This window comes from Methylobacterium sp. CM6244 (assembly GCF_054817885.1).
In genome coordinates, this window is the sequence record NZ_CM139247.1 from 562,205 (window position 1) to 581,884 (window position 19,680).

The 19,680-nt window shown below is 66.9% G+C and carries 17 protein-coding genes; 9 read left to right on the plus strand and 8 right to left on the minus strand.

The window, feature by feature from the left end; translation table 11 throughout:
* Positions 1-8: 8 nt before the first annotated feature.
* Positions 9-1,064 carry an NAD(P)-dependent alcohol dehydrogenase gene (locus ACYQML_RS02635; RefSeq protein WP_461222118.1) on the minus strand — a complete coding sequence of 352 codons (1,056 nt, stop codon included), beginning with the start codon at positions 1,062-1,064 and terminating at the stop codon, positions 9-11.
* A gap of 207 nt (positions 1,065-1,271) precedes the next feature.
* Between ACYQML_RS02635 and ACYQML_RS02640 the strand changes: the two genes are divergently transcribed.
* On the plus strand, positions 1,272-1,622 hold the full coding sequence (locus ACYQML_RS02640) for a winged helix-turn-helix domain-containing protein (RefSeq protein WP_461234612.1): 351 nt from the start codon (positions 1,272-1,274) through the stop codon (positions 1,620-1,622).
* A gap of 27 nt (positions 1,623-1,649) precedes the next feature.
* Here the strand turns inward: ACYQML_RS02640 and ACYQML_RS02645 are convergent, their stop codons facing one another.
* The 4 genes from ACYQML_RS02645 to ACYQML_RS02660 form a co-directional block, all read right to left on the minus strand.
* Positions 1,650-2,585: an alpha/beta fold hydrolase gene (locus tag ACYQML_RS02645; protein WP_461234613.1), complete on the minus strand. Its 936-nt coding sequence runs from the start codon at positions 2,583-2,585 to the stop codon at positions 1,650-1,652.
* A gap of 1 nt (position 2,586) precedes the next feature.
* The gene (locus ACYQML_RS02650) at positions 2,587-3,594 is read right to left on the minus strand and encodes an SDR family oxidoreductase (RefSeq protein ID WP_461234614.1); all 1,008 of its coding nucleotides are present in this window, start codon (positions 3,592-3,594) and stop codon (positions 2,587-2,589) included.
* Positions 3,595-3,725: 131 nt separating this feature from the next.
* Positions 3,726-3,980, minus strand: a complete 255-nt coding sequence (locus ACYQML_RS02655; protein ID WP_018041714.1) for a hypothetical protein — start codon at positions 3,978-3,980, stop codon at positions 3,726-3,728.
* A gap of 56 nt (positions 3,981-4,036) precedes the next feature.
* Positions 4,037-4,774 carry a site-2 protease family protein gene (locus ACYQML_RS02660; protein WP_461234615.1) on the minus strand — a complete coding sequence of 246 codons (738 nt, stop codon included), beginning with the start codon at positions 4,772-4,774 and terminating at the stop codon, positions 4,037-4,039.
* A 261-nt stretch (positions 4,775-5,035) separates the two neighbouring features.
* Here ACYQML_RS02660 and ACYQML_RS02665 point away from each other — a divergent pair, with 261 nt between their 5' ends.
* The 3 genes from ACYQML_RS02665 to ACYQML_RS02675 all read left to right on the plus strand — a co-directional run bounded on the left by ACYQML_RS02665 (position 5,036) and on the right by ACYQML_RS02675 (position 8,744).
* Positions 5,036-5,869, plus strand: coding sequence for an alpha/beta hydrolase (locus ACYQML_RS02665; protein ID WP_461234616.1), 834 nt, complete (start codon positions 5,036-5,038; stop codon positions 5,867-5,869).
* A gap of 10 nt (positions 5,870-5,879) precedes the next feature.
* The gene (locus tag ACYQML_RS02670) at positions 5,880-6,263 is read left to right on the plus strand and encodes a restriction endonuclease (protein WP_461234617.1); all 384 of its coding nucleotides are present in this window, start codon (positions 5,880-5,882) and stop codon (positions 6,261-6,263) included.
* A 387-nt stretch (positions 6,264-6,650) separates the two neighbouring features.
* Positions 6,651-8,744: a TonB-dependent receptor gene (locus ACYQML_RS02675; protein WP_461234618.1), complete on the plus strand. Its 2,094-nt coding sequence runs from the start codon at positions 6,651-6,653 to the stop codon at positions 8,742-8,744.
* A gap of 61 nt (positions 8,745-8,805) precedes the next feature.
* On the opposite strand, the gene ACYQML_RS02680 is transcribed toward ACYQML_RS02675, so the two are convergent.
* Complete coding sequence (locus tag ACYQML_RS02680; RefSeq protein WP_461234619.1) at positions 8,806-9,510, minus strand: lipocalin-like domain-containing protein; 705 nt, start codon at positions 9,508-9,510, stop codon at positions 8,806-8,808.
* Here ACYQML_RS02680 and ACYQML_RS02685 point away from each other — a divergent pair.
* Positions 9,509-10,636 carry an acyltransferase family protein gene (locus ACYQML_RS02685; RefSeq protein ID WP_461234620.1) on the plus strand — a complete coding sequence of 376 codons (1,128 nt, stop codon included), beginning with the start codon at positions 9,509-9,511 and terminating at the stop codon, positions 10,634-10,636. The genes ACYQML_RS02680 and ACYQML_RS02685 overlap by 2 nt on opposite strands.
* A 2-nt stretch (positions 10,637-10,638) precedes the next feature.
* Here the strand turns inward: ACYQML_RS02685 and ACYQML_RS02690 are convergent, their stop codons facing one another.
* Both ACYQML_RS02690 and ACYQML_RS02695 read right to left on the minus strand, forming a co-directional pair.
* Positions 10,639-11,541 carry a response regulator gene (locus ACYQML_RS02690; RefSeq protein ID WP_461222111.1) on the minus strand — a complete coding sequence of 301 codons (903 nt, stop codon included), beginning with the start codon at positions 11,539-11,541 and terminating at the stop codon, positions 10,639-10,641.
* On the minus strand, positions 11,534-14,968 hold the full coding sequence (locus ACYQML_RS02695) for a hybrid sensor histidine kinase/response regulator (RefSeq protein ID WP_461234621.1): 3,435 nt from the start codon (positions 14,966-14,968) through the stop codon (positions 11,534-11,536). Before ACYQML_RS02695 ends, ACYQML_RS02690 begins: the two co-directional genes overlap by 8 nt.
* Positions 14,969-15,307: 339 nt before the next feature.
* Here ACYQML_RS02695 and urtA point away from each other — a divergent pair, with 339 nt between their 5' ends.
* The 4 genes from urtA (at position 15,308) to urtD (ending at position 19,679) form a co-directional block, all read left to right on the plus strand.
* Positions 15,308-16,567 carry an urea ABC transporter substrate-binding protein gene (urtA, locus tag ACYQML_RS02700; RefSeq protein WP_056422246.1) on the plus strand — a complete coding sequence of 420 codons (1,260 nt, stop codon included), beginning with the start codon at positions 15,308-15,310 and terminating at the stop codon, positions 16,565-16,567.
* 205 nt (positions 16,568-16,772) lie between these two features.
* Positions 16,773-17,699 carry an urea ABC transporter permease subunit UrtB gene (gene urtB, locus ACYQML_RS02705; protein WP_461234622.1) on the plus strand — a complete coding sequence of 309 codons (927 nt, stop codon included), beginning with the start codon at positions 16,773-16,775 and terminating at the stop codon, positions 17,697-17,699.
* Between the two features lie 13 nt (positions 17,700-17,712).
* The gene (urtC, locus tag ACYQML_RS02710) at positions 17,713-18,879 is read left to right on the plus strand and encodes an urea ABC transporter permease subunit UrtC (RefSeq protein WP_056422254.1); all 1,167 of its coding nucleotides are present in this window, start codon (positions 17,713-17,715) and stop codon (positions 18,877-18,879) included.
* 14 nt (positions 18,880-18,893) lie between these two features.
* Positions 18,894-19,679, plus strand: a complete 786-nt coding sequence (urtD, locus tag ACYQML_RS02715) for an urea ABC transporter ATP-binding protein UrtD (RefSeq protein ID WP_018041704.1) — start codon at positions 18,894-18,896, stop codon at positions 19,677-19,679.
* Position 19,680: the final 1 nt, after the last annotated feature.

Consider the following 19,680-nt stretch of genomic DNA (forward strand, 5'->3'; position numbering starts at 1 on the left):
ACGGGTCGTCAGGCGGCTTTCGGCAGCGACGCCATGTCGATGACGAAGCGGTATTTCACGTCGCTCTTGAGCATGCGGCCATAGGCCGTCTCGATCTGGTCGATGGGAATGATCTCGATATCCGAGGTAATCCCGTGCTCGGCGCAGAAATCCAGCATCTCCTGCGTCTCGGCGATGCCGCCGATGAGCGAACCGGAGAAGTTGCGGCGCCGCCAGATCACGCTGAAGGCGTTGACGGCGAGGGGCTTCTCCGGTGCGCCCACCTGCACGAGGGTGCCCTCGCGCTTGAGCAGGCCGAGATAGGCGTTGATGTCGTGGTCGGCCGCCACGGTGTCGAGGATGAAGTCGAAGGTCTCGCCTTGCGCCGCCATGGCGCCGGGATCCTTCGAGATCACCACCTCGGAGGCGCCGAGCCGCCTCGCATCGGCCTCCTTACCGGGCGAGGTGGTGAACAGGACCACATGCGCGCCCATGGCATGGGCGAGCTTGACGCCCATATGGCCGAGGCCGCCGAGCCCCACCACGCCGACCTTCTGCCCGGCCTTCACGCCCCAGTGGCGCAGGGGCGAATAGGTGGTGATGCCTGCGCAGAGGAGCGGGGCGACGGCGGCGAGATCCAGGTTTTCGGGGATGCGCAGGACGAAGTGGCTGTCGACCACGATATGGCTCGAATAGCCACCGAACGTGTGCCCGCCGGTCTGCGGCTCGGGACCGTTATAGGTGCCGGTGAAGCCGGGCACGCAATACTGCTCCAGGCCCTCTCTGCAGCTGTCGCACTCGCGACAGGAGGCGACCATGCAGCCGACGCCGGCGAGGTCGCCCGCCTTGAACGCCGAGACATCCGCGCCGACCCGCGTCACCCTGCCGACGATCTCGTGGCCGGGAACGCAGGGGTAGAGCGTGCCGCCCCATTCGTTGCGGGCGGTGTGCAGGTCCGAGTGGCAGACGCCGCAATACAGGATCTCGATCTCGATATCGGAGGCGCCGGGGTCGCGACGCTGGAAGGTGAAGGGCGAGAGCGGCGCTTCCGCGCTGGTGGATGCGTAGCCGGTGCAGGTGAACATGCTCGTATCTCCGCGATCTGCTGGCCGAGGCGGCCCTGTGCCACCCCGCCCCATCCTCGCCCGACCCCGTCATCGACGGAAGTCCCGGCCAAGCGCTATATACATTCGGATATATCGGTTGCTCAAGGATTGATCGCCCGACCGCCTGGCCTATCGTCGATCCTCACCGGAACGGTTCCAGGGCGTGGGCCGGCGAGGGGCAGATAGATGGCGACATTGAGCATCCGGATCGATCTCGGCCCCGGGAACCGCCTCGGCCCCGGCAAGGTCCGCCTGCTCGAAATGGTCGCCGAGCACGGCTCGATCTCCGCGGCGGGACGGGCCATCGGGATGTCCTACAGGCGCGCCTGGACGCTGATCGAAGCCTTGAACACCGGTTTCGGCCGACCGGTGGTCGAAGCACAGATCGGCGGCAGGAGCGGCGGCGGGGCACGGCTCACGGCCTTCGGAACGGCTCTGGTCCGCGATTACCGTGCCATCGAGGCGGCGGCGGAGAAAGCCGCCGCGCCGTACCTCGACGCCCTCGACCAGGCGGCGGTTGCGACGGGGCATCGATGAGCGAGTAACGCTCCCCAGCGGCACCGGTCACGTCGCGTCTCTCCGCCTGCGCTCGATGTCCAGCGCCGCGTCCATCACCGCGTCGACCTCGAAATGGTGCAGCATGTGGCCGAGCCCATGCAGCCAGCGAAAGGTCGCGCCCGGAATCAGGCGCGCGGCCTGACGCCCATGGACCAGCGGGTTCGTGACGATGTCGGCGCTGCCGCACAGGATGGCGACGGGCACGCGGCAGGTCGCGTAACTGATCGCGCTGCGGGACAGATCCCCCCACAGCAGATTGGCGTTCTCGCCATCGGCGACGAGGCGGCGGTGCTGGCCGGCGAGCCGGAAGGGGAATTCGGCGGCGAAACGCTCCGGCATCCCCTGCGGCAGGAACATGGCTCGCCACAGCAGCGGCATCAGCATCGCGTCGCTGCCCGACAGCATCCGCGACAGCGCCTCCCCGCCCACCGGGCTGGCGCGGGGCCCGAACAGGATCTGTTCGAGGCGCAATTCGGGAAAGCAGATCGGCGAAATGGCGACGACACCGCCAACGTCGTCGGGATGAGCCATGCCGAAGGCGAGGCAGACCGCGCCGCCGAAGGAATGGCCGACAAGGATGGGTCGGGTCAGCTGCAGAGCGCGCGAGACCTCCCGCAGGATATCGGCCTGGCGCCAGAGCGACGCGTCGCTCTGGCGGACATGCTCGCTCTCGCCATGGCCGGGCCGATCGATGGCGACCACGCGGAAGTGCCGCGACAACGCTTCCATGGGCCCGAGCCACATGTCGTCCAGGGTCATCACCGCGCCGTGGACGAGGATGAGGTCCGGCCCCGACCCCGCTTCCACATAGGCGATCCTCGGCCCGTCCGGGATGTCGAGGAAGCGGCGTGGCGGCACAGCCCCCCATCGCGTCACCGGAGGGGGAGACGCTTCGAGGAGAGCTGCATCGCGGCTTGGTTCGGCATCGATCCTCAACGCCACCTCAGTATCGTCTTCCGGGCAAAGACTTGCGGCCGAGGATCACGGCGGCGGTGGCGGCGAGGCCCGCCACGGTGCCCATGGCCACGAGGGGATGCAGGGTCGCCCGGGTATAGGTGCTCGTCCGCATGACGGGATAGGGCGGCGCGCCCCTCACCTCGCCCGCGCCGCGCGGTGCGTGCAAGGCCCCCTCGGATTGCTCCGCCGGCTCCGAGCGCTTCTGGAGCGCGATGATGGACGAAGCCAGCCGGTCATAGGCGCCGGGGGCGAATTCCTTGCCCATGACGAACAGCTTGCCGCCGCCGCCGACGATGATGTCGCGCTGACCATGCTCCGCCGCGTGAAGGATCGCGTTGGCGACCTCCTCCGGCGGATAGATGGGCGGAGGCAAAGCCGGCCGCCGGTCCATGTAGTTGCGGGCCCGGTCGGGGAGTGGCGTGTCGATGGAGGCCGGCTTGATCAGCGTGACGGAGACCGGTGCGTCCTCGGCGATCAACTCCATGCGCAGCGTGTCGGTGAAGCCCTTCACCGCGTGTTTCGAGGTCGCGTAGAGGCCCTGGAACGGGAAGGCGAGGTCGGAGGCGATGCTGCCGACATTGATGAGCGCTCCCCCGCGCCGGCGCAGGTGCTCGACCGCGATCAGGGACCCGTTCACCGTGCCCCAGAGGTTGGTCCGGATGAGCCGCTCGTGGTCCTCCTGGGCGATCTCAGAGAGCGGCCCATAGACGGTGAGGCCGGCGACGTTCACCCAGGTGTCGAAACCGCCGAAGGTCGCGATGGCGGTGTCGGCGATGGCCTGGACATCCTCGCGGTGTCCCACATCCGCCACGACGGAGGCGGCACGGCCGGCGCCGCCGAACTCCTCGCGAAGGCGTGCGAGGACGTCCGCGCTCCGTGCGGCGAGGACGACGCGGGCGCCCCGCGCCGAGGCCATGCGGGCCGTGGCGAGGCCGATGCCGCTCGATGCCCCCGTGATCACGATCACCTGCTCGCGCAGGGGTTTATGTTTCATGGGCGCGTTCTCCCGGTCACTGCAGGGGTTGGAAAATCTCCAAACCTACGCATGAGTCGGGAATGCGTTGCCGGCAGCGCCGGCCTGCGCGGTTTTCACGCGCGCGCCAGCATCGGCCGCCGGTGAGCTTCTCAGCCCCCAGTAAGACTTTCGGCGAAATCGTCGGGCACCTCGCCGAACTGGCCGAGGATCGTCGCGCTTTCGAGTTCGCCGGTCTCGTCGTCGGCGACCACCTTCAGGGCAGCGGTGCCGGGCAGGCGGCCAGACATGGCCTCCGCCTTCTTCAGGGCGCCGCTCTCCGTAGGTGCCACCTCGCGGTCACCGGGCACGAGGCGCTTGCGCTTGATCACGAAGGTCTGGACCACGAACGTCGTCTTCAGGGCCATAGCCGTCTCCGTGGGCCGTACCGCCCTCCCTGCCTCATAGGCCGGGCGCGGACACCTTACCAGAGACGGATCAGGCCGTAGCCGTCCCGCGCGTCCACGATCTCGATGCCGAGAAGGCCGATGAGGAGGAGGCTTACCCGGAACACCACCGGGCCGAAGGCGCCGGAGAACAGGAAGAGACCCGCCAGGATCAGGCTGACATGTCCCGCCAGCGGATCGGCGAAGCGCCGCACCGGCTCGGGCAGCCAGGGCTGAAGGATGCCGTAGCCGTCGAGGCCCGGAAGCGGCAGCAGGTTGAGGATGATGGCGGTGCCCTGGAACAGGGCGGAGACGGCGAGAACCGCCCGCAGCGTGTCGGATTCCTCGCCCGTGAGAGAATAGAGCACGGCCAGCGCGAGGAGGACGAGGCCGTTCATCGCCGGGCCGGCCGCCGAGACTGCCGAGATCCAGAGCTTGCTGGACAGGAGATGGGTGTTCACGAACACGCGCCCGCCGGGAAATCCGATCCCCCCGAGGATCGTGAACAGCAGCGGCAGGACGATGGAGGAGAGCGGGTCGGCGTAGAGACGCGGGTCCAGGGTGAGGTAGCCGCTCTGCGGGATGTCCGTATCGCCTCCTTTCCAGGCGACGAAGGCATGGCCGAATTCGTGCAGGCACAGGCTGAGCAGCCAGCCGGCCATCACGAAGACGAACGCCACACCCGAGCCCTCCACGGCGCCGGTGCCGATGGCGAGGCCGGTCCCGAGGAAGATCAGTGCGATCAGCAGGAAGTTCGCACTGGGGCCGATCGGCACGGTCGCGGCGCGAACCTGGCTTGGCGGAAGCTCTGACGACATCTCACCCCCGATGGAGCCTCGGACCGACGGACCGGCGGCGGCGGGTCGAGTTCCCAAATTCCGCCATGTCCGAACGCCTCATACGCTCGTAGCGCCGCGCGAGGCACCGTCGCATCGCGGGAGCTTCGTGCGCATGACACGATAAAGTGGTGGTCTCAACAGCGCACCGTCACCGACCGCCCTTCCCGTCCACTCTTCCATGAGCCAAGCCCGCCGCGCATGACCCTGCTCCGCGTCATCCTGCTCCTCGCCCTCGGGCTCTCGGCCTCGGTCCTCGGCGCTCTGTTCCTGTTCCAGCGTCATCTCATCTATCCCGGCGCTTTCGGGAGCGGTTTCGGAGAGGGCGAACGCGGGGTGCCGGCCGGGACGGAGGCGGTCACGCTGAATACGGCCGACGGCCACCGCCTCTACGGCCTGTGGCGGGCACCGGAACCCGGACGCGGCGTGGTGCTGACCTTCCACGGCAACGGCTCGCTGCCCGAGCCGCATGCCGCGCGGTTCTCGAACGGGGTCTGGCGCGCCGCCGGCTGGGGCACCCTCGCCATCGCCTATCGCGGCTATCCGGGCTCGACCGGCTCACCGAGCGAGGCGGGCCTCATCGAGGACGGGCTGGCGGCCTACCGGCTCGTCCGTGACCGCGCCCCGGACGCACCGATCCTGCTTCACGGCCATTCCATGGGGGCGGCAGTGGCCGTGGCCGTGGCCGCGCGCGAGCCTCATCTCGGCCTCTATCTCGAAGCCCCGTTCGTCTCCCTCACCCGCCTCGTCGGCGAACACTTCCCGCTGCTGCCCCGGCTGCTCCTGCGCGATACCTGGCGCTCGGATCGCCGCATCGGCGAGGCGACGGGGCGCATCCTCATCGTCCACGGCACCGGCGACCCCGTGATTCCCGTGGCGCATGGGCGCGACCTCGCGGCCCTCGCCGGGACCAGGGCGCGGTTCGTCGCCGTGCCGGGCGATCACGTCTCTCTCCTCGGCCAGCGCGACGCGGAGGCGGAAGCGACGTTCCGTCCCGTCAGGAGTGCCGAGCCCATTCCGGCCATGCCGCGTTGATAGCGGCAGGATGGGAGACGGGAATTTGGGACGACGCGCCCGGCAATGGCGGGAGGACGAGGAGACCGGGAACCGCTCGTCCGGCCCCACGATCTGCCCGCTCTGCGAACGGCCGATCCCGCCGCGCGCCAAATCGAGCCTGCACCACCTCACGCCCAAGCTGAAGGGCGGCGCCAAGGCCGGCACCGTCCGCCTGCACCAGATCTGCCATTCCGCGATCCACGCCCGCTACAGCGAAGCCGAGATCGCCCGCCGCCTCGCCAATATCGAGGTTCTGCGGGCCGATCCCGAGATCAGCGGCTTCCTCGCCTGGGTGCGGACCAAGCCGGACGATTTCCACGCCGCGACGCGGATGACGCGGGCGCGCAAACTCTCGCGCCGCAAGGTTTCCTGACGCCCCGCCATCCGCTTCGATGGTCGCCCCCGCACGGTCGTCGGGCGGGTGGCCGCCGCTTCGTAAAGTCGGCTGTTTTTCTTTAGAACAATTCGTTTTTGTTGCTCCGGAAGCACGCCGCCTTAGCAACGATTCCCAAGTCCTTGCTCGATTTCATGTAATAAATTATTCGCTTGCGTATACACAAAGTCGTTCCCCTAAATTTTTGAATCTTCCATGCGCTGGACCCGAGCCGAAAGCTCGCGCGCCTGTCGCAAAAGCAGGAATGCAACGGTGCGTAAGCGCGTCTCGACACTGGCAACAACCCTGAGTTACTCCGCAATCGGCGCCGCCTCGCTCGGTCTCGCTTGGATGGGATCATCCTCGGGCGCGTGGGCGTAGACGGCGGTGCGGCTGGACGAGCTGTCGGTGGAGGCCTCGTCCGGCGCCGCGGGCCGGGGTAGTTCGGGGTCGGGGCGCCTGGGAGACCTGCCGCCCCCCTATGCCGGCGGTCAGGTGGCGCGCGGCGGGTCCCTCGGGATCCTCGGCACCAGGGATGTGCTGAACACGCCCTTCAGCACCGTCAACTTCACGCAGCAGGTGATCCAGGATCAGCAGGCGCGCACCGTCGCCGATACGCTCATCAACGATTCCTCGGTGCGCCTGACGACGGGCAGCAACGGGTTCGACGATACGTTCCAGATCCGCGGCTTTCCCGTTCAGTCACAGGATGTGGGCCTGAACGGCCTGTACGGACTGGTCCCCTCCAACCGCGTGGCGGCGCAATACATCGAGCGCATCGAGCTGCTCAAAGGGCCCGGCGCCTTCATGTACGGCATCCCGCCGGGCGGGAGCGTCGGCGGCAGCATCAACATCGTGACCAAGCGCGCGCTCGATATCCCCTTCGTGCGCGTCACGCCGCAATTCATCAGCGACGGCAATTTCGGCGTCCATGTCGATGCCGGTACCCGCGCCGGCGAGAACAAGGAATGGGGCATCCGCTTCAACGGCCTGGGCCGGACCGGCGAGGCCTCGATCGACAACGGCAACCTGCAGAGCGGCATCGGCGCCCTCTCGCTCGACTATCGCGGCGAACGCCTGCGCTGGGCCCTCGATGTCATCTCGCAGAACGAAGACACCAAGAACTTCCGGCCGCAGCTGAACCTGCAATCGGATATCTCCTTCATTCCCCGGCCGCCCGATGCAAGAGGCAACTGGTTTCCGGGGACGCAGCTCAAGCAACGCGACAACACCGTCGCCTCCTTCGTGGAATACGACCTGACGGATTGGCTGACCGCCTATGGCGGGATCGGCTATCGCGCGGGCTCCAATCAGCAGACCTTCCCGGATACGCGCGTCTTCGGGTACTCGAACGGAGTCGATGCTCTCGGCAACTTCCGGCTCATCAACGCCTTCTACGATTCCGAGAGCAGCACGATCAGCGGCAATGCCGGCGTGAAGGCCCGGTTCGACACAGGGTTCATCAACCACTCGCTGAACCTCGTCTTCACCGGGTTCAATCGGGAGGACGGCTCCGCCTATGTGTCGAACACACCCGGTGAATCGGTGCCGTCGAACATCTACCGCCCGGCACCGCTTCCCGTGGTCACCGGCGCGCGCCTCAATCCCCAACGCTATGCAGATACCTCGCTGACGAGCGTGGCCGTCGTCAACACGATGTCGGCCTTCAACGATTCTCTGCTGCTCACCGCAGGCGTCCGCTACCAGATGGTGAACCAGAAGAGCTTCGACACCGTGACCCAGGCACGGACGAGCGAATACGATTCCGATGCCACGTCGCCCCTCGCCGGCATCGTCATCAAGCCCTGGCAGAACGTCTCCCTCTACGCGAACTACGCGGAAGGGTTGACGACGGGCACCATCGTCGCCCCCGGCTTCACAAACGCAGGCGCGATCCTGAGCCCCTACAAGTCGGATCAGCAGGAAGTCGGGATCAAGGTCGATTGGGGGACCATCACGACGACGGCGGCCCTCTTCCAGATCAGCCAGCCCGGTCTGGTCGAGACCGCCTCCGGTGCCCAGGCCTACAATGGCGAGCAACGCAACCAGGGCCTGGAACTGTCGGCCTACGGTGCCATCGCACCCAACCTGCGCGGGTTCGCGAGCGCGACCTTCCTTCGGCCCGAACTGACCAAGCCGATCGATCCCCTGCGGCGGGGGAACGACGCCGCCGGCGTGTCCGACCTCACCGTCTCCGCCGGCCTCGAATGGGATACGCCCTGGGTACCGGGCCTCTCCCTCAACGGCCGGGTGATCTACACGTCCGGCGCATACCTCACCGACGCCAACACCTTGCGCTTCCCCGACTGGACGCGGGTCGATCTCGGCTTTCGCTACGCGACGCTGGTCTATGACAGGCCCATCACCTTCCGGTTCAATGTCGAGAACGTGGCCGACAACCGCTATTGGCTCACGACCGGCACCTTCGTGACCGTCGCATCGCCCCGGACCTTCATCCTATCCGCCTCCCTCGACTTCTGACGCCGTAGAACCGGGCGGGGCTCGGCGAGCCCCGCCCGCGAGCCTCCCCAGGCCGGGGCAATCATCGAGGGTACCGCTCCCAGACGAGGGTGAGAATGCTCGTCTTGCCGTCGACGTTGAACTTGAAGGGAGGGGTCGTCAGGATGATCTTGCCATCCTTCAGTTCCACATCCCTGACCTGCGAGGTTCCGCTCCACGCTTCGTTCCACGACGTGTCGATCGCGTGCGTGATCCTTTGTCCATCGAGCGTGTACGTGCCAGCATAAGCGAAGAACGTCTTGTGCAAATGGATACGATCTTCGTCGGTCATCTTGTCGTTGGCGATGGGTTTCGTGCGGCCCTCGAAGGCGCAGATGACCATCATGCGCCCGTCCTTGCCGTAGGTGAGCCAACCGCTGGGGCGGGGTCCGCCATAAGCATCGAGCGTCTCGTTGGTGTCGACGATCTTGCGGGTGGCGCTCGCGAGGCGCCACGTTCCATGAATGTCGTGCGCTTCGAGCGCGACGGCAGACGAGGCGACGAAGCACCACGCTGCGGCGGGAACGCATAGTTTCACGAATCCCTCCCATGTCTTTCGATTCGCCACCGGCGAAGCGCAATAGATTACGCGAATACTTGACATTCCGCCATGACATCGAGGCCATCGCGATGTGAAACGGCCATTGTGGACCGCTCTGCGATCCGAGCCTTCGCGTTGACCGGGCCTTCGGCATCGATCAAGGAAAGCTGCATCAGAGGCAGCCGGCCTTGATTCCGGATCGGCCATGCTCGTCCCCGGATTGCGACGGAGTGCAGCTTTGGCCCCAGCGACCCTAATCCCAGGCCCCGGCGCCGAGGAGGCCTTGAGACTCGCCTGGGTCGACGTCGCCAAGGGCCTGTGCATCGTGCTCGTGGTGATGATGCACTCGACCCTCGGCACCGGCATGGACATGGGTGGCGAGGGCTTCCTCCATACCGTCGTCGCCTTCGCCAAACCGTTCCGGATTCCCGATTTCTTCCTGCTGTCGGGCCTGTTCGTCGGCCGCGTGATCGACCGGGACTGGCGTCTCTTCGCCGACCGGCGGGTCGTCCACTTCGCCTACTTCTACCTGCTCTGGGTGCTGATCCAGTCGACGGTGAAATACGGCCAGATCGTCGACGGCGGCGGGCCGGGGGCCTTCCTCGCCCATCTCGCGCACGCTCTGGTTGAGCCCTATTCGACCCTCTGGTTCATCTATCTGCTCACCGTCTTCTCGGTGCTGACGAAGCTCCTGCGCCGCCTGCATCCGGCGCTCCTCCTCGGCGGGGCCGCCCTGCTCCAGAGCCTTCCCCTCGAAGGTCATTCGGATCTCGTCACCGAATTCTGCGGCCGCTACGTCTGGTTTGTTGCCGGCTACTTGTTCGCGGCCCGGATCTTCCGGTTCGCCGACCTCGTCCGTCGCCACCCCCGCGCCGCGCTCGGCGGCCTCGCGGCCTGGGCATTGGTGAACGGCCTCTTCGCCTTCACCGCTACAGGCCACGAGACCTTTCCGACCCTGGCCAGCCTGCCCCTCGTCAGCCTCGTCATCGGCGGGGCCGGGGCGCTCGCCATCGTGGCCGTCGGCGCCTTGCTCACCCTCGCCGGGGGGCCGGTGACGGCGGCGCTCAGAGCCTGCGGCGAGCGCTCGATCGTGATCTACCTCGCGTTCTTCCTGCCCATGGCGGCGACCCGGACGCTGATCGTGAAGACCGGCGCCATCGCCGATATCGGGCTGGCCAGCCTCGTCGTGACCCTCGTCGCCGTGCTCGTCCCCCTCGCCATCGAGCGGGTGGTGCGCCACACGCCCTTCGTCTTCCTGTTCCGTCGCCCGGCAGCGTTCCACATCGTCGCCGAGACGCCACCGCGATCCGCGAGGACGGCGGCAACAGGCTGAAATCAGGCCTGATCGTCGATGTAGCGGGAGGCGATCATCGAGGCGGCGGTGCGGTTCTCGACGCCGAGCTTGGCGTAGATGCTCTCCAGATGCTTCGTCACCGTGCGCGGTGACAGGCCGAGGATGTCGCCGATATCGCGGCTCGCCTTGCCCCGCGACAGCCAGAACAGCACGTCGGCCTCGCGGGCGGTGATCGGCAGGTTGGCGCGCAGGCGCTCGATGCCGCTGGCGGAAGCATCGCGGGAGAGGCGCAGCAGCACCTCGTCGCCGGTGGTGCCGATGAGGCTGAGGCTATGGGCTGCGCCCTCCGTATCCGGCAGCGTGACGGAGGCCGCGTTGCCGCCCTTCAGCTGTTCGGCGAGCCAGGCACGGCCGGCCTCGGGCAGGCGCGAGCCCCCGTCGCCGAGCTTGGCCAGCACGCGGGCGGCCTGCGGCGTGCTCCACAGGACGGTGCCCTGGCGATCCACGGCGAAGAGCGTGCGGCCGGTCGTGTCGAGGGCGGCACGCGCGCTCTGCGCGGCCCGCGCGCTCGCCAGATGTACGCGGATGCGGGCCAGGATCTCGTCGGGGGCGATCGGCTTGGTGACGTAGTCGCTGCCGCCCGCCTCCAGGCCCTTCACGATATGCTCGGTCTCGGACAGGCCGGTCATGAAGATCACCGGCACGAGGGCGAGGTCGCTGCGTGCCTTCAGGCGGCGGCAGGTCTCGAACCCGTCCATGCCGGGCATCATCGCATCGAGCAGGATGATGTCGGGGGTGATCTCCTCCACCAGCGCCAAGGCGAGGTCGCCGGCCACCGCCACCAGCACGGTGGCGCCGGAGCGCTCGATCGCCTCGGTGAGGAAGCTCAGGGTCTCGGGGGAATCGTCGACGACGAGGACGATGTCGCGCTGCGTCTCAGCCATCGCGCATCCCTTCGAGGACGCGCACGTAGCGCCGGAGGTCGTAGGAGGCGACGAGCCCGCGCATCTGCGCGGCGATCTCGGCGGGCATGGCCGACTGGCCTTCGAGCTCCGTCAGCTTGGCCTCGATACCGCGGACATGGCCGATCCGGCCGAGGCGGATCAGCTCGGCGATGTGGTCCTGGCGCAGGGATTCGCCGCCTTGTCCGCTCCGGGGCGGAGCCTCGGCCAAGGCGGGCGCGGACGGGGCGGGCTGGCCCAGCGCCAGCAGCCGGTCGATCCGCTCCAGGAAGTCGCGCAGGTCGAAGGGCTTCGGGATGATCTCGTCATGCGGGGCATCGTCGCCCCGGATCGGGCTGATCTCGTGGACGTTGGCGGACATGATGGCGATGCGGGAGGAGAGCCCGGCATCGCGCAGGGCCTTGGCCACGGCCCAGCCGCTCATCCCCGGCATGGCGATATCGAGAAGGATGATGTCGGGCCGCCGCTCCATCGCCAGGTTCAGGCAATGCGGCCCGTCGGGGGATTCCAGCACGACGAGGCCGAGCGGTTCGAGCACCTCGCGCATGAGGGCGCGATGCGCGGCATCGTCGTCCGCCACCAGCACCACGCGCGGCGGCCCGACATGGACCGGCCTCTCCCGCCGGCTGCCGGCGGCGCGCTCGGACGGTTCGGCGGGCTTGGGACCGGCCGGGCGGTGCACCGAGGCCAGCATGAGCCGAAGGCTGAAGCAGGTGCCACGGCCGACTTCGCTCTCCACGGTGACCTCGCCGCCCATCACCTGGGCGAGGAGATGCGCGATGGTGAGCCCGAGCCCGGTTCCCGGCGTGTTGCGGGCGGCGGGCAGCGAGCCGCGCTCGAAGGGTCCGAAGATCCGCTGCAGGTCGCCCTCGGGAATGCCGAGGCCGCTATCGCGAATCGAGAACACCGCGACCTGGCTGCGATAGGTCATCTCCAGGGAGACCCAACCGGTTTCCGTGAACTTGATCGCGTTGGAGAGGAGGTTGAGCAGAATCTGGCGCAGGCGCTTCTCGTCCGCCGCCACCACGGCCGGCAGCACGGGCGGGCGCGAGAACCGGAATTCGAGGCCGGCGGCGTTGGCCTGGAGCCGGACCATGTCGACGATCTGGTCCAGGAATTCGGCGAGGCGGAATTCGTTGCGGTGGATCTGGAGGCGCCCCGCCTCCATGCGCGAAATGTCGAGGAGACCGTCGATCAGGCCCGACAGGTGCTGGGCGCTGCGCCGGATGACGCGGATGCCGTTGCGGCGTGGAGCGGGGATGTCGTCGTCCCCCTCCAGCAATTGCGCGTAGCCGAGGACGGCGTTGAGCGGCGTGCGGAGTTCGTGGCTCATGCCCACCACGTAGCGGCTCTTGGCGAGGTTGGCGGCCTCGGCCGTCTCCTTGGCCTGCTGCAGCTTGGCGTCGGTGATCTTGTGGGCCTCGATCTCGGCCTCGTAGAGGGCGGTCTGGCGGGTGGTCTCCTCCTGCGCCACGCGGCGGCTCTCCTGGGCGAGCACGAACAGCCAGGCGACGATGCCAAGGATGACCACGAGGATGAAGAACACGCTGGTCAGCGCGGCGCGCAAGGTCTCGCGATGCTCCGGCTGCGTCGTCGAGATCCCACCATGGACGATGCCGAGAATGAGCCCGATCACCGAGACGAGGGTCAGCATGAGGGCGAGGTAGCGGCCGAGGGGCGCCCCGATCCAGGCGGCGGTCTTCGCGGGCATGATCCGCGAGAGCACGCCCTGGGCCTGCGCCTCCAGGCGGCCATGCGGCTTGCACAGGTCGCCGCAGCGGGCGTCGAGGGAGCAGCAGAGCGAGCAGATCGGCCCGGCATAGGCCGGGCAATGGGCCATGTCCTCGCCCTCGAACGGATGCTCGCAGACGGTGCACTGGATCTCCGCGCGCCCGCCCCATTCGGCGGTAGCGGGCCTGGCGAGGTAGTACCGGCCGCCGGTGGCGTAGGCGATGGCGGGTGCGGCGGCGAAGGCGGTGACGAGGGCGAGCAGCGGCGCGAAGTTCTGGAGCCCGCCCCCAAGCAGACCCACATAGGCCAGGGAGCCCACCAGCAGCGCCAGCGCGGACGCTCCGGTGCCGACCGGGTTCACGGCGTAGAGATGCGCGCGCTTGAACTCGATCCCCGGCGGCGACAACCCGAGGGGCTTGTTGATGGCCAGATCCGCCGAGAGCGCGCCGACCCAGGCCGAGACCACCACCGCATAGAGCGAGAGCGTGCTGGCGAGGGTCTTGTCGATGCCGAGTTCCATCAGCAGCAGCGCGATGGCGACGTTGAAGACGAGCCAGACCACGCGGCCGGGATGGCTGTGGGTCAGGCGCGAGAAGAAATTCGACCAGGCGATGGAGCCGGCATAGGCGTTGGTGACGTTGATCTTGAGCTGCGAGATCACCACGAACAGGCCGGTGAGGAGGATCGCCCCCTCCCGCGACGGCATCACGTAGCCGAAGGCGACCACATACATCTGCGTCGGCTCGGCCGCCTGATCGTAGGGCACGCCCTGCCCCAGGGCGAGCACCGCCAGGAAGGCGCCGAGCATGATCTTGAACATGCCCGGCAGGATCCAGCCCGCGCCGGCCCCGAGCACGGCGAGCCACCAGCGCGGATTGCTCCCCGATTCGGACGTCTCGGCCGGCGGGACGAAGCGGAGGAAATCCACCTGCTCGCCGATCTGCGCCAATAGCGCGAGGAGGATGCCGGAGGCGAGGCCGAACTGGGCGAGGTCGAAGCCCGAGATCGGGTAGCCCATGAATGTGGAGATGGAGCCGACGGCTTCCGATGCCCCCGGATAGGACAGGAGGTCACCGAAGGCGGGGCCGCTCTTCCACGCGATGAAGCCGAGGGGCAGGAGATTGAGCCCGATCCAGAGCGGCTGGGTCCAGATCTGGAACCGGCTGATCAGGCTGATCCCGTAGATAACCAGCGGAATCACCACGACCGCGCTGACGATATAACCGATCCAGAGCGGTAGGCCGAGGCAGAGTTGCAGCGCCAGCGCCATGATCGACGCCTCGATGGCGAAGAACAGGAAGGTGAAGCTCGCATAGATCAGCGAGGTGATGGTGGAGCCGAGATAGCCGAAGCCGGCCCCGCGGGTGAGGAGATCGATGTCGACGCCGTAGCGGGCGGCGTAGAGGCTGATCGGCACGGCGGTGGCGAAGATCAGCACGCCCACGAAAAGCACCGCCGCCGCCGTGTTGGTGAAGCCCGTGGCCAGGACGAGAGTGCCGCCGATCGCCTCCAGCGCCAGGAACGAGAGCGACCCCAGCGCCGTCTGCGCAACCCGCAGGCTCGACCAGCGCCGCGCCTTCTTGGCGGTGAAGCGAAGGGCGTAATCCTCGAGGGTCTCGTCCGCCACGAAGCGGTTATAGGCTCGCCGGATCGGGGGAATCTGCTGGCGGCCGCTCATGGGGTCGTTCAGTCTGCCCGGTCAGCGTCACGTGTGGGAGGAGCCGGCCCGCATGCGGTCACGGGCAAACGGCGGTCGATCAGCAATCCCCGTGCCGCGGGGCCGGGAGACATTGGTACACCAGGAGAGCCGCGTCGAGGCCCCGCTCCACAGGGAAGGCATGCCTCGCACAGGGAAGACGATTCTCTGAAGGGGGCGAGAGGCGGGGCGCACAACCTCTCTCCCTACGCAAAACAGCGTATATGCTGCGCCGCGCCATCACGCCTAGCTTCCGCCATCCGCAACGGCCCGCCTTATGCAGGAGCCGGCGGGACATTTCCTGGAAGGGGTTCACGCAGGATGGCAGCCGACAACGAGCACGGACCGCACTCGGCCCTCCGTCGCAAACTTCTCATGGGTCTGGCGAGCATTCCGGCCATGGCCATGATGCCGCGCAGCGCCTTCGCTGCGGCTCCTCCGACCTCGGCGGTGAACACCACCGGCCTCGCGGTGACCGACACCGAAGTCACCGTCGGCATCCTCCATTCCGCCACCGGCACGATGGCGATCTCCGAGACCGGATCGATCCAGGCGGAGAAGCTCGCCATCGCGCAGATCAACGAGGCCGGCGGCGTGCTGGGCCGCAAGATCAAGATCATCCAGGAGGACGGCGCCTCCGACTGGCCGACCTTCGCCGAAAAGGCCAAGAAGCTCCTCGTTAACGACCATTGCGCCGCCGTGATGGGCTGCTGGACCTCCGCCTCGCGCAAGGCCGCGCTTCCGGTCTTCGAACAGTATAACGGCCTGCTCTACTACCCGACCTTCTACGAGGGCCTGGAGCAGTCCAAGAACGTCATCTATACCGGCCAGGAAGCCACGCAGCAGATCCTCGAATCGCTCAACTGGGTGACCAAGGAGAAGGGCGCCAAGACGTTCTTCTTCATCGGCTCGGACTATATCTGGCCGCGCACCTCGAACAAGATCGCCCGCAAGCACATCGAGAACGTGCTGAAGACCAAGGTCGTCGGCGAGGAATATTTCCCGCTGGGCCACACCCAGTTCAACTCGGTCATCAACAAGATCAAGCTGACCAAGCCCGACGTGATCTTCACCGACGTCGTCGGCGGCTCGAACGTGGCGTTCTACAAGCAGCTCAAGGCGGCCGGTATCGACCTCAACAAGCAGACGCTGCTGACCATCTCCGTGACGGAAGACGAGATCGACGGCATCGGCGGCGACAACATCGCGGGCGCCTATTCCTGCATGAAGTATTTCCAGTCGCTCAAGAACGCCAACAACGAGAAGTTCGTCGCCGCCTTCCACAAGATGTGGGGCGAGAAGACCGTCATCGGCGACGTGACCCAGGCCGCCTATCTCGGCCCGTTCCTGTGGAAGATGGCCTGTGAGAAGGCCGGCTCCTTCGATGTCGACAAGGTGGTCGCGGCCTCCGCCGACATCGAGTTCAAGGAAGCCCCCGAGGGCTACGTCAAGATCCACCCGAACCACCATCTCTGGTCGAAGACCCGCGTCGCAAAGGCTCTGCCGAGCGGCCAGTTCGAGATCGTCTACGAGAGCCCCGCGCTCATCGAGCCGAACCCCTTCCCGAAGGGCTACCAGTAGGACTGCGCCCCCCTCCCCCTTGTGGGGAGGGGTTAGGGGTGGGGGTGGTTGGGTGACCCTCCCGGTACGGAGACCAGCGGAGCCACCCCCACCCCGGCCCTCCCCACAAGGGGGAGGGAGCGCGCCCTTTCGGGTCGCGCCGCGCCACGGCTGATCGGCCCAATGCTTGCAAAGCAGACGTCGGATTCTTCGGAAGGTCGAAAACATGCTCGGTGACTATTCCCTCGGAGATCTCGGCGCGATCTTCGCGATGCAGGGTTTCGCCGGCCTGATCCTGTTCTCGGTCTACGTGCTGATGGCCCTCGGCCTCGCGGTCATCTTCGGCCAGATGGGCGTGATCAACATGGCGCATGGGGAGTTCATGATCCTCGGCGCCTACGTCACCTATCTGTGCTCGACCTTCTTCCAGACCCACCTGCCCGGCCTGTTCGGCGTCTACTTCTTCGTGGCGATGATCTTGGCCTTCCTGGCCTCGGGAGCCCTCGGGATGATCGTCGAATGGACGCTCATCCGGCATCTCTACAAGCGCCCCCTCGACACGCTGCTGGCCACCTGGGGGCTCTCGCTGATCCTGCAGCAGGCCTACCGCACCATCTTCGGGGCCCGCGAAGTCGGCGTCGAGCTGCCCTCCTGGCTCATCGGCTCGGTCCAGGTCACCGACACGATCGAGGTGCCGATCAACGGCCTGTTCGTGATGGCGATCACGACTCTCATCACCGTCGGCCTCGGCCTGCTGATGTACCGCTCGCGCTTCGGCCAGCAGGTGCGTGCGGTGATGCAGAACCGCCCCATGGCCGGCGCGGTCGGCATCGATACCGAGAAGGTGGATCGCTACACGTTCGGCCTCGGCTGCGGCATCGCCGGTGTGGCGGGCTCGGCCTTCACCATGATCGGCTCCACCGGGCCGACCTCGGGCCAGCTCTACATCGTCGACACCTTCCTGATCGTCGTCTTCGGCGGCGCGGCGAGCCTGCTCGGCACCATCGCCTCGGCCTTCTCGATCTCGCAGACCCAGTCGACCCTCGAATTCTTCCTGTCCGGCTCCACCGCCAAGGTTCTGACGCTGCTCGCCGTCGTCGGGATCCTGATGGTTCGCCCGCAGGGTCTGTTCACCCTCAAGGTCCGGCGCTGAGGAGGCCATCCCGATGACAAGCCCCGTCCAGACCCTGTCGAAGTCGCTCACCGTGAACGACAATCCCTTCATGAAACCGATGGAGTGGGTGAGCCTCGCGCTGCTCGCCGGTCTCATCCTCTTCGTCCTGCCGGCGACCCTCGACGCGTTCCGCCTCAACCTCGTCGGCAAGTACCTCACCTACGCCTTCGTGGCGCTGGGCCTCGTCATGTGCTGGGGTTATGCCGGCATCCTATCTCTCGGACAGGGCGTGTTCTTCGGGCTCGGTGGCTATTGCATGGCCATGTACCTGAAGCTCGAAGCCTCCAGCGTCGAGAACACCAAGATCCAGTCGACGCCGGGCATCCCGGACTTCATGGACTGGAACCAGATCACCGAACTTCCGCTGATGTGGAAGCCGTTCCAGAGCCTGCCGCTGACGCTGATCCTCGTCGTGGCCGTGCCGGTGTTCTTCGCCTTCATCATCGGCTTCGCGATGTTCACCCGCCGGGTCGGCGGCACCTACTTCGCCATCATCACCCAGGCCATCGCCGCCATCCTGACGATCCTCATCGTCGGCCAGCAGGGCTATACCGGCGGCATCAACGGCATCACCGACCTGCGGACCCTGCACGGTTGGGACATCCGCACCGACAGCGCGAAGTTCATCCTCTACTTCGTCAATGGAGGGCTGCTCCTTGGCTGCATCCTGGCGGCGCAATACGTGAAGAAGGCCAAGCTCGGGCGCATCCTCCTCGCCATGCGCGACAAGGAGGACCGGGTCCGGTTCTCGGGCTATTCCGTGGCCGGGTTCAAAGTCTTCGCCTTCTGCCTCGCGGCCGGCTTCGCCGCCATCGGCGGGGCGATGTTCACCCTGCAGGTCGGGTTCATGTCGCCGTCCTTCGTCGGCATCGTGCCCTCCATCGAGATGGTGATCTACGCCGCCGTCGGCGGGCGCCTGTCCCTGTTCGGCGCCGTCTGGGGCACGCTTCTGGTCAACTGGGCCAAGACCACCTTCTCGGAGAGCTTCCCCGAACTCTGGCTCTTCGGACTCGGCGCCCTGTTCATCGCCGTCGTGCTCGCCTTCCCCAACGGCTTGGCCGGCATCTACCGCAGCTATGTCGAGCCGCGCCTGACCCGCAAGGTCAAGGCCCTGGCGCCGGCGGGTGCGCCCGTCCCCCACGGCACCCCCGCCGAATAGGAGCGAGACTGACGATGAACGCCGCCATCCTGAGCTCGCCGATCATCGGCGAATCCCCCGACGCGAAAGACTTCCTCCTCTCGGTGGAAGCCCTCACCGTCTCCTTCGACGGCTTCAAGGCGGTGAACGACGTGTCGTTCTACGTCGATCCCAACGAGATCCGCGTCATCATCGGCCCCAACGGCGCCGGCAAGACCACGGTGCTCGACCTGATCTGCGGGCGCACCAAGGCCAGCGCCGGGTCGATCAAGTTCAAGGGCCAGGAACTCACCAAGATCTCCGAGAGCGCCATCGTCCAGGCCGGCGTCGGCCGCAAGTTCCAGACGCCGTCGATATACGACGACCTCACGGTGTTCGAGAATTTGGAGATCTCCTTCCCCCGCGGCCGCACGGTGTGGGGTGCGCTGACCTTCAAACGCGATGCCGAGGTCCGTGACCGTATCCACGAAGTCGCGACCATGATCTTCCTGAAAGATCAGCTCAAAGAGCGAGCCGAGTTCCTCAGCCACGGCCAGAAGCAATGGCTCGAGATCGGCATGCTGCTGATCCAGGACCCCGAACTCCTGATGCTCGACGAGCCGGTGGCCGGAATGAGCGTCGGCGAGCGCATCAAGACCGCCGAACTCCTCAACCAGATCATCGTCGGCCGCTCGGTGCTGGTGATCGAGCACGACATGAAGTTCGTCGAGGACATCGCCCACCGGGTCACCGTGCTGCACCAGGGCAAGGTGCTCTCCGAAGGCTCGATGGAGCGGGTGAAGAACGACCCGAAGGTCATCGAAGTCTATCTCGGCCACTGAA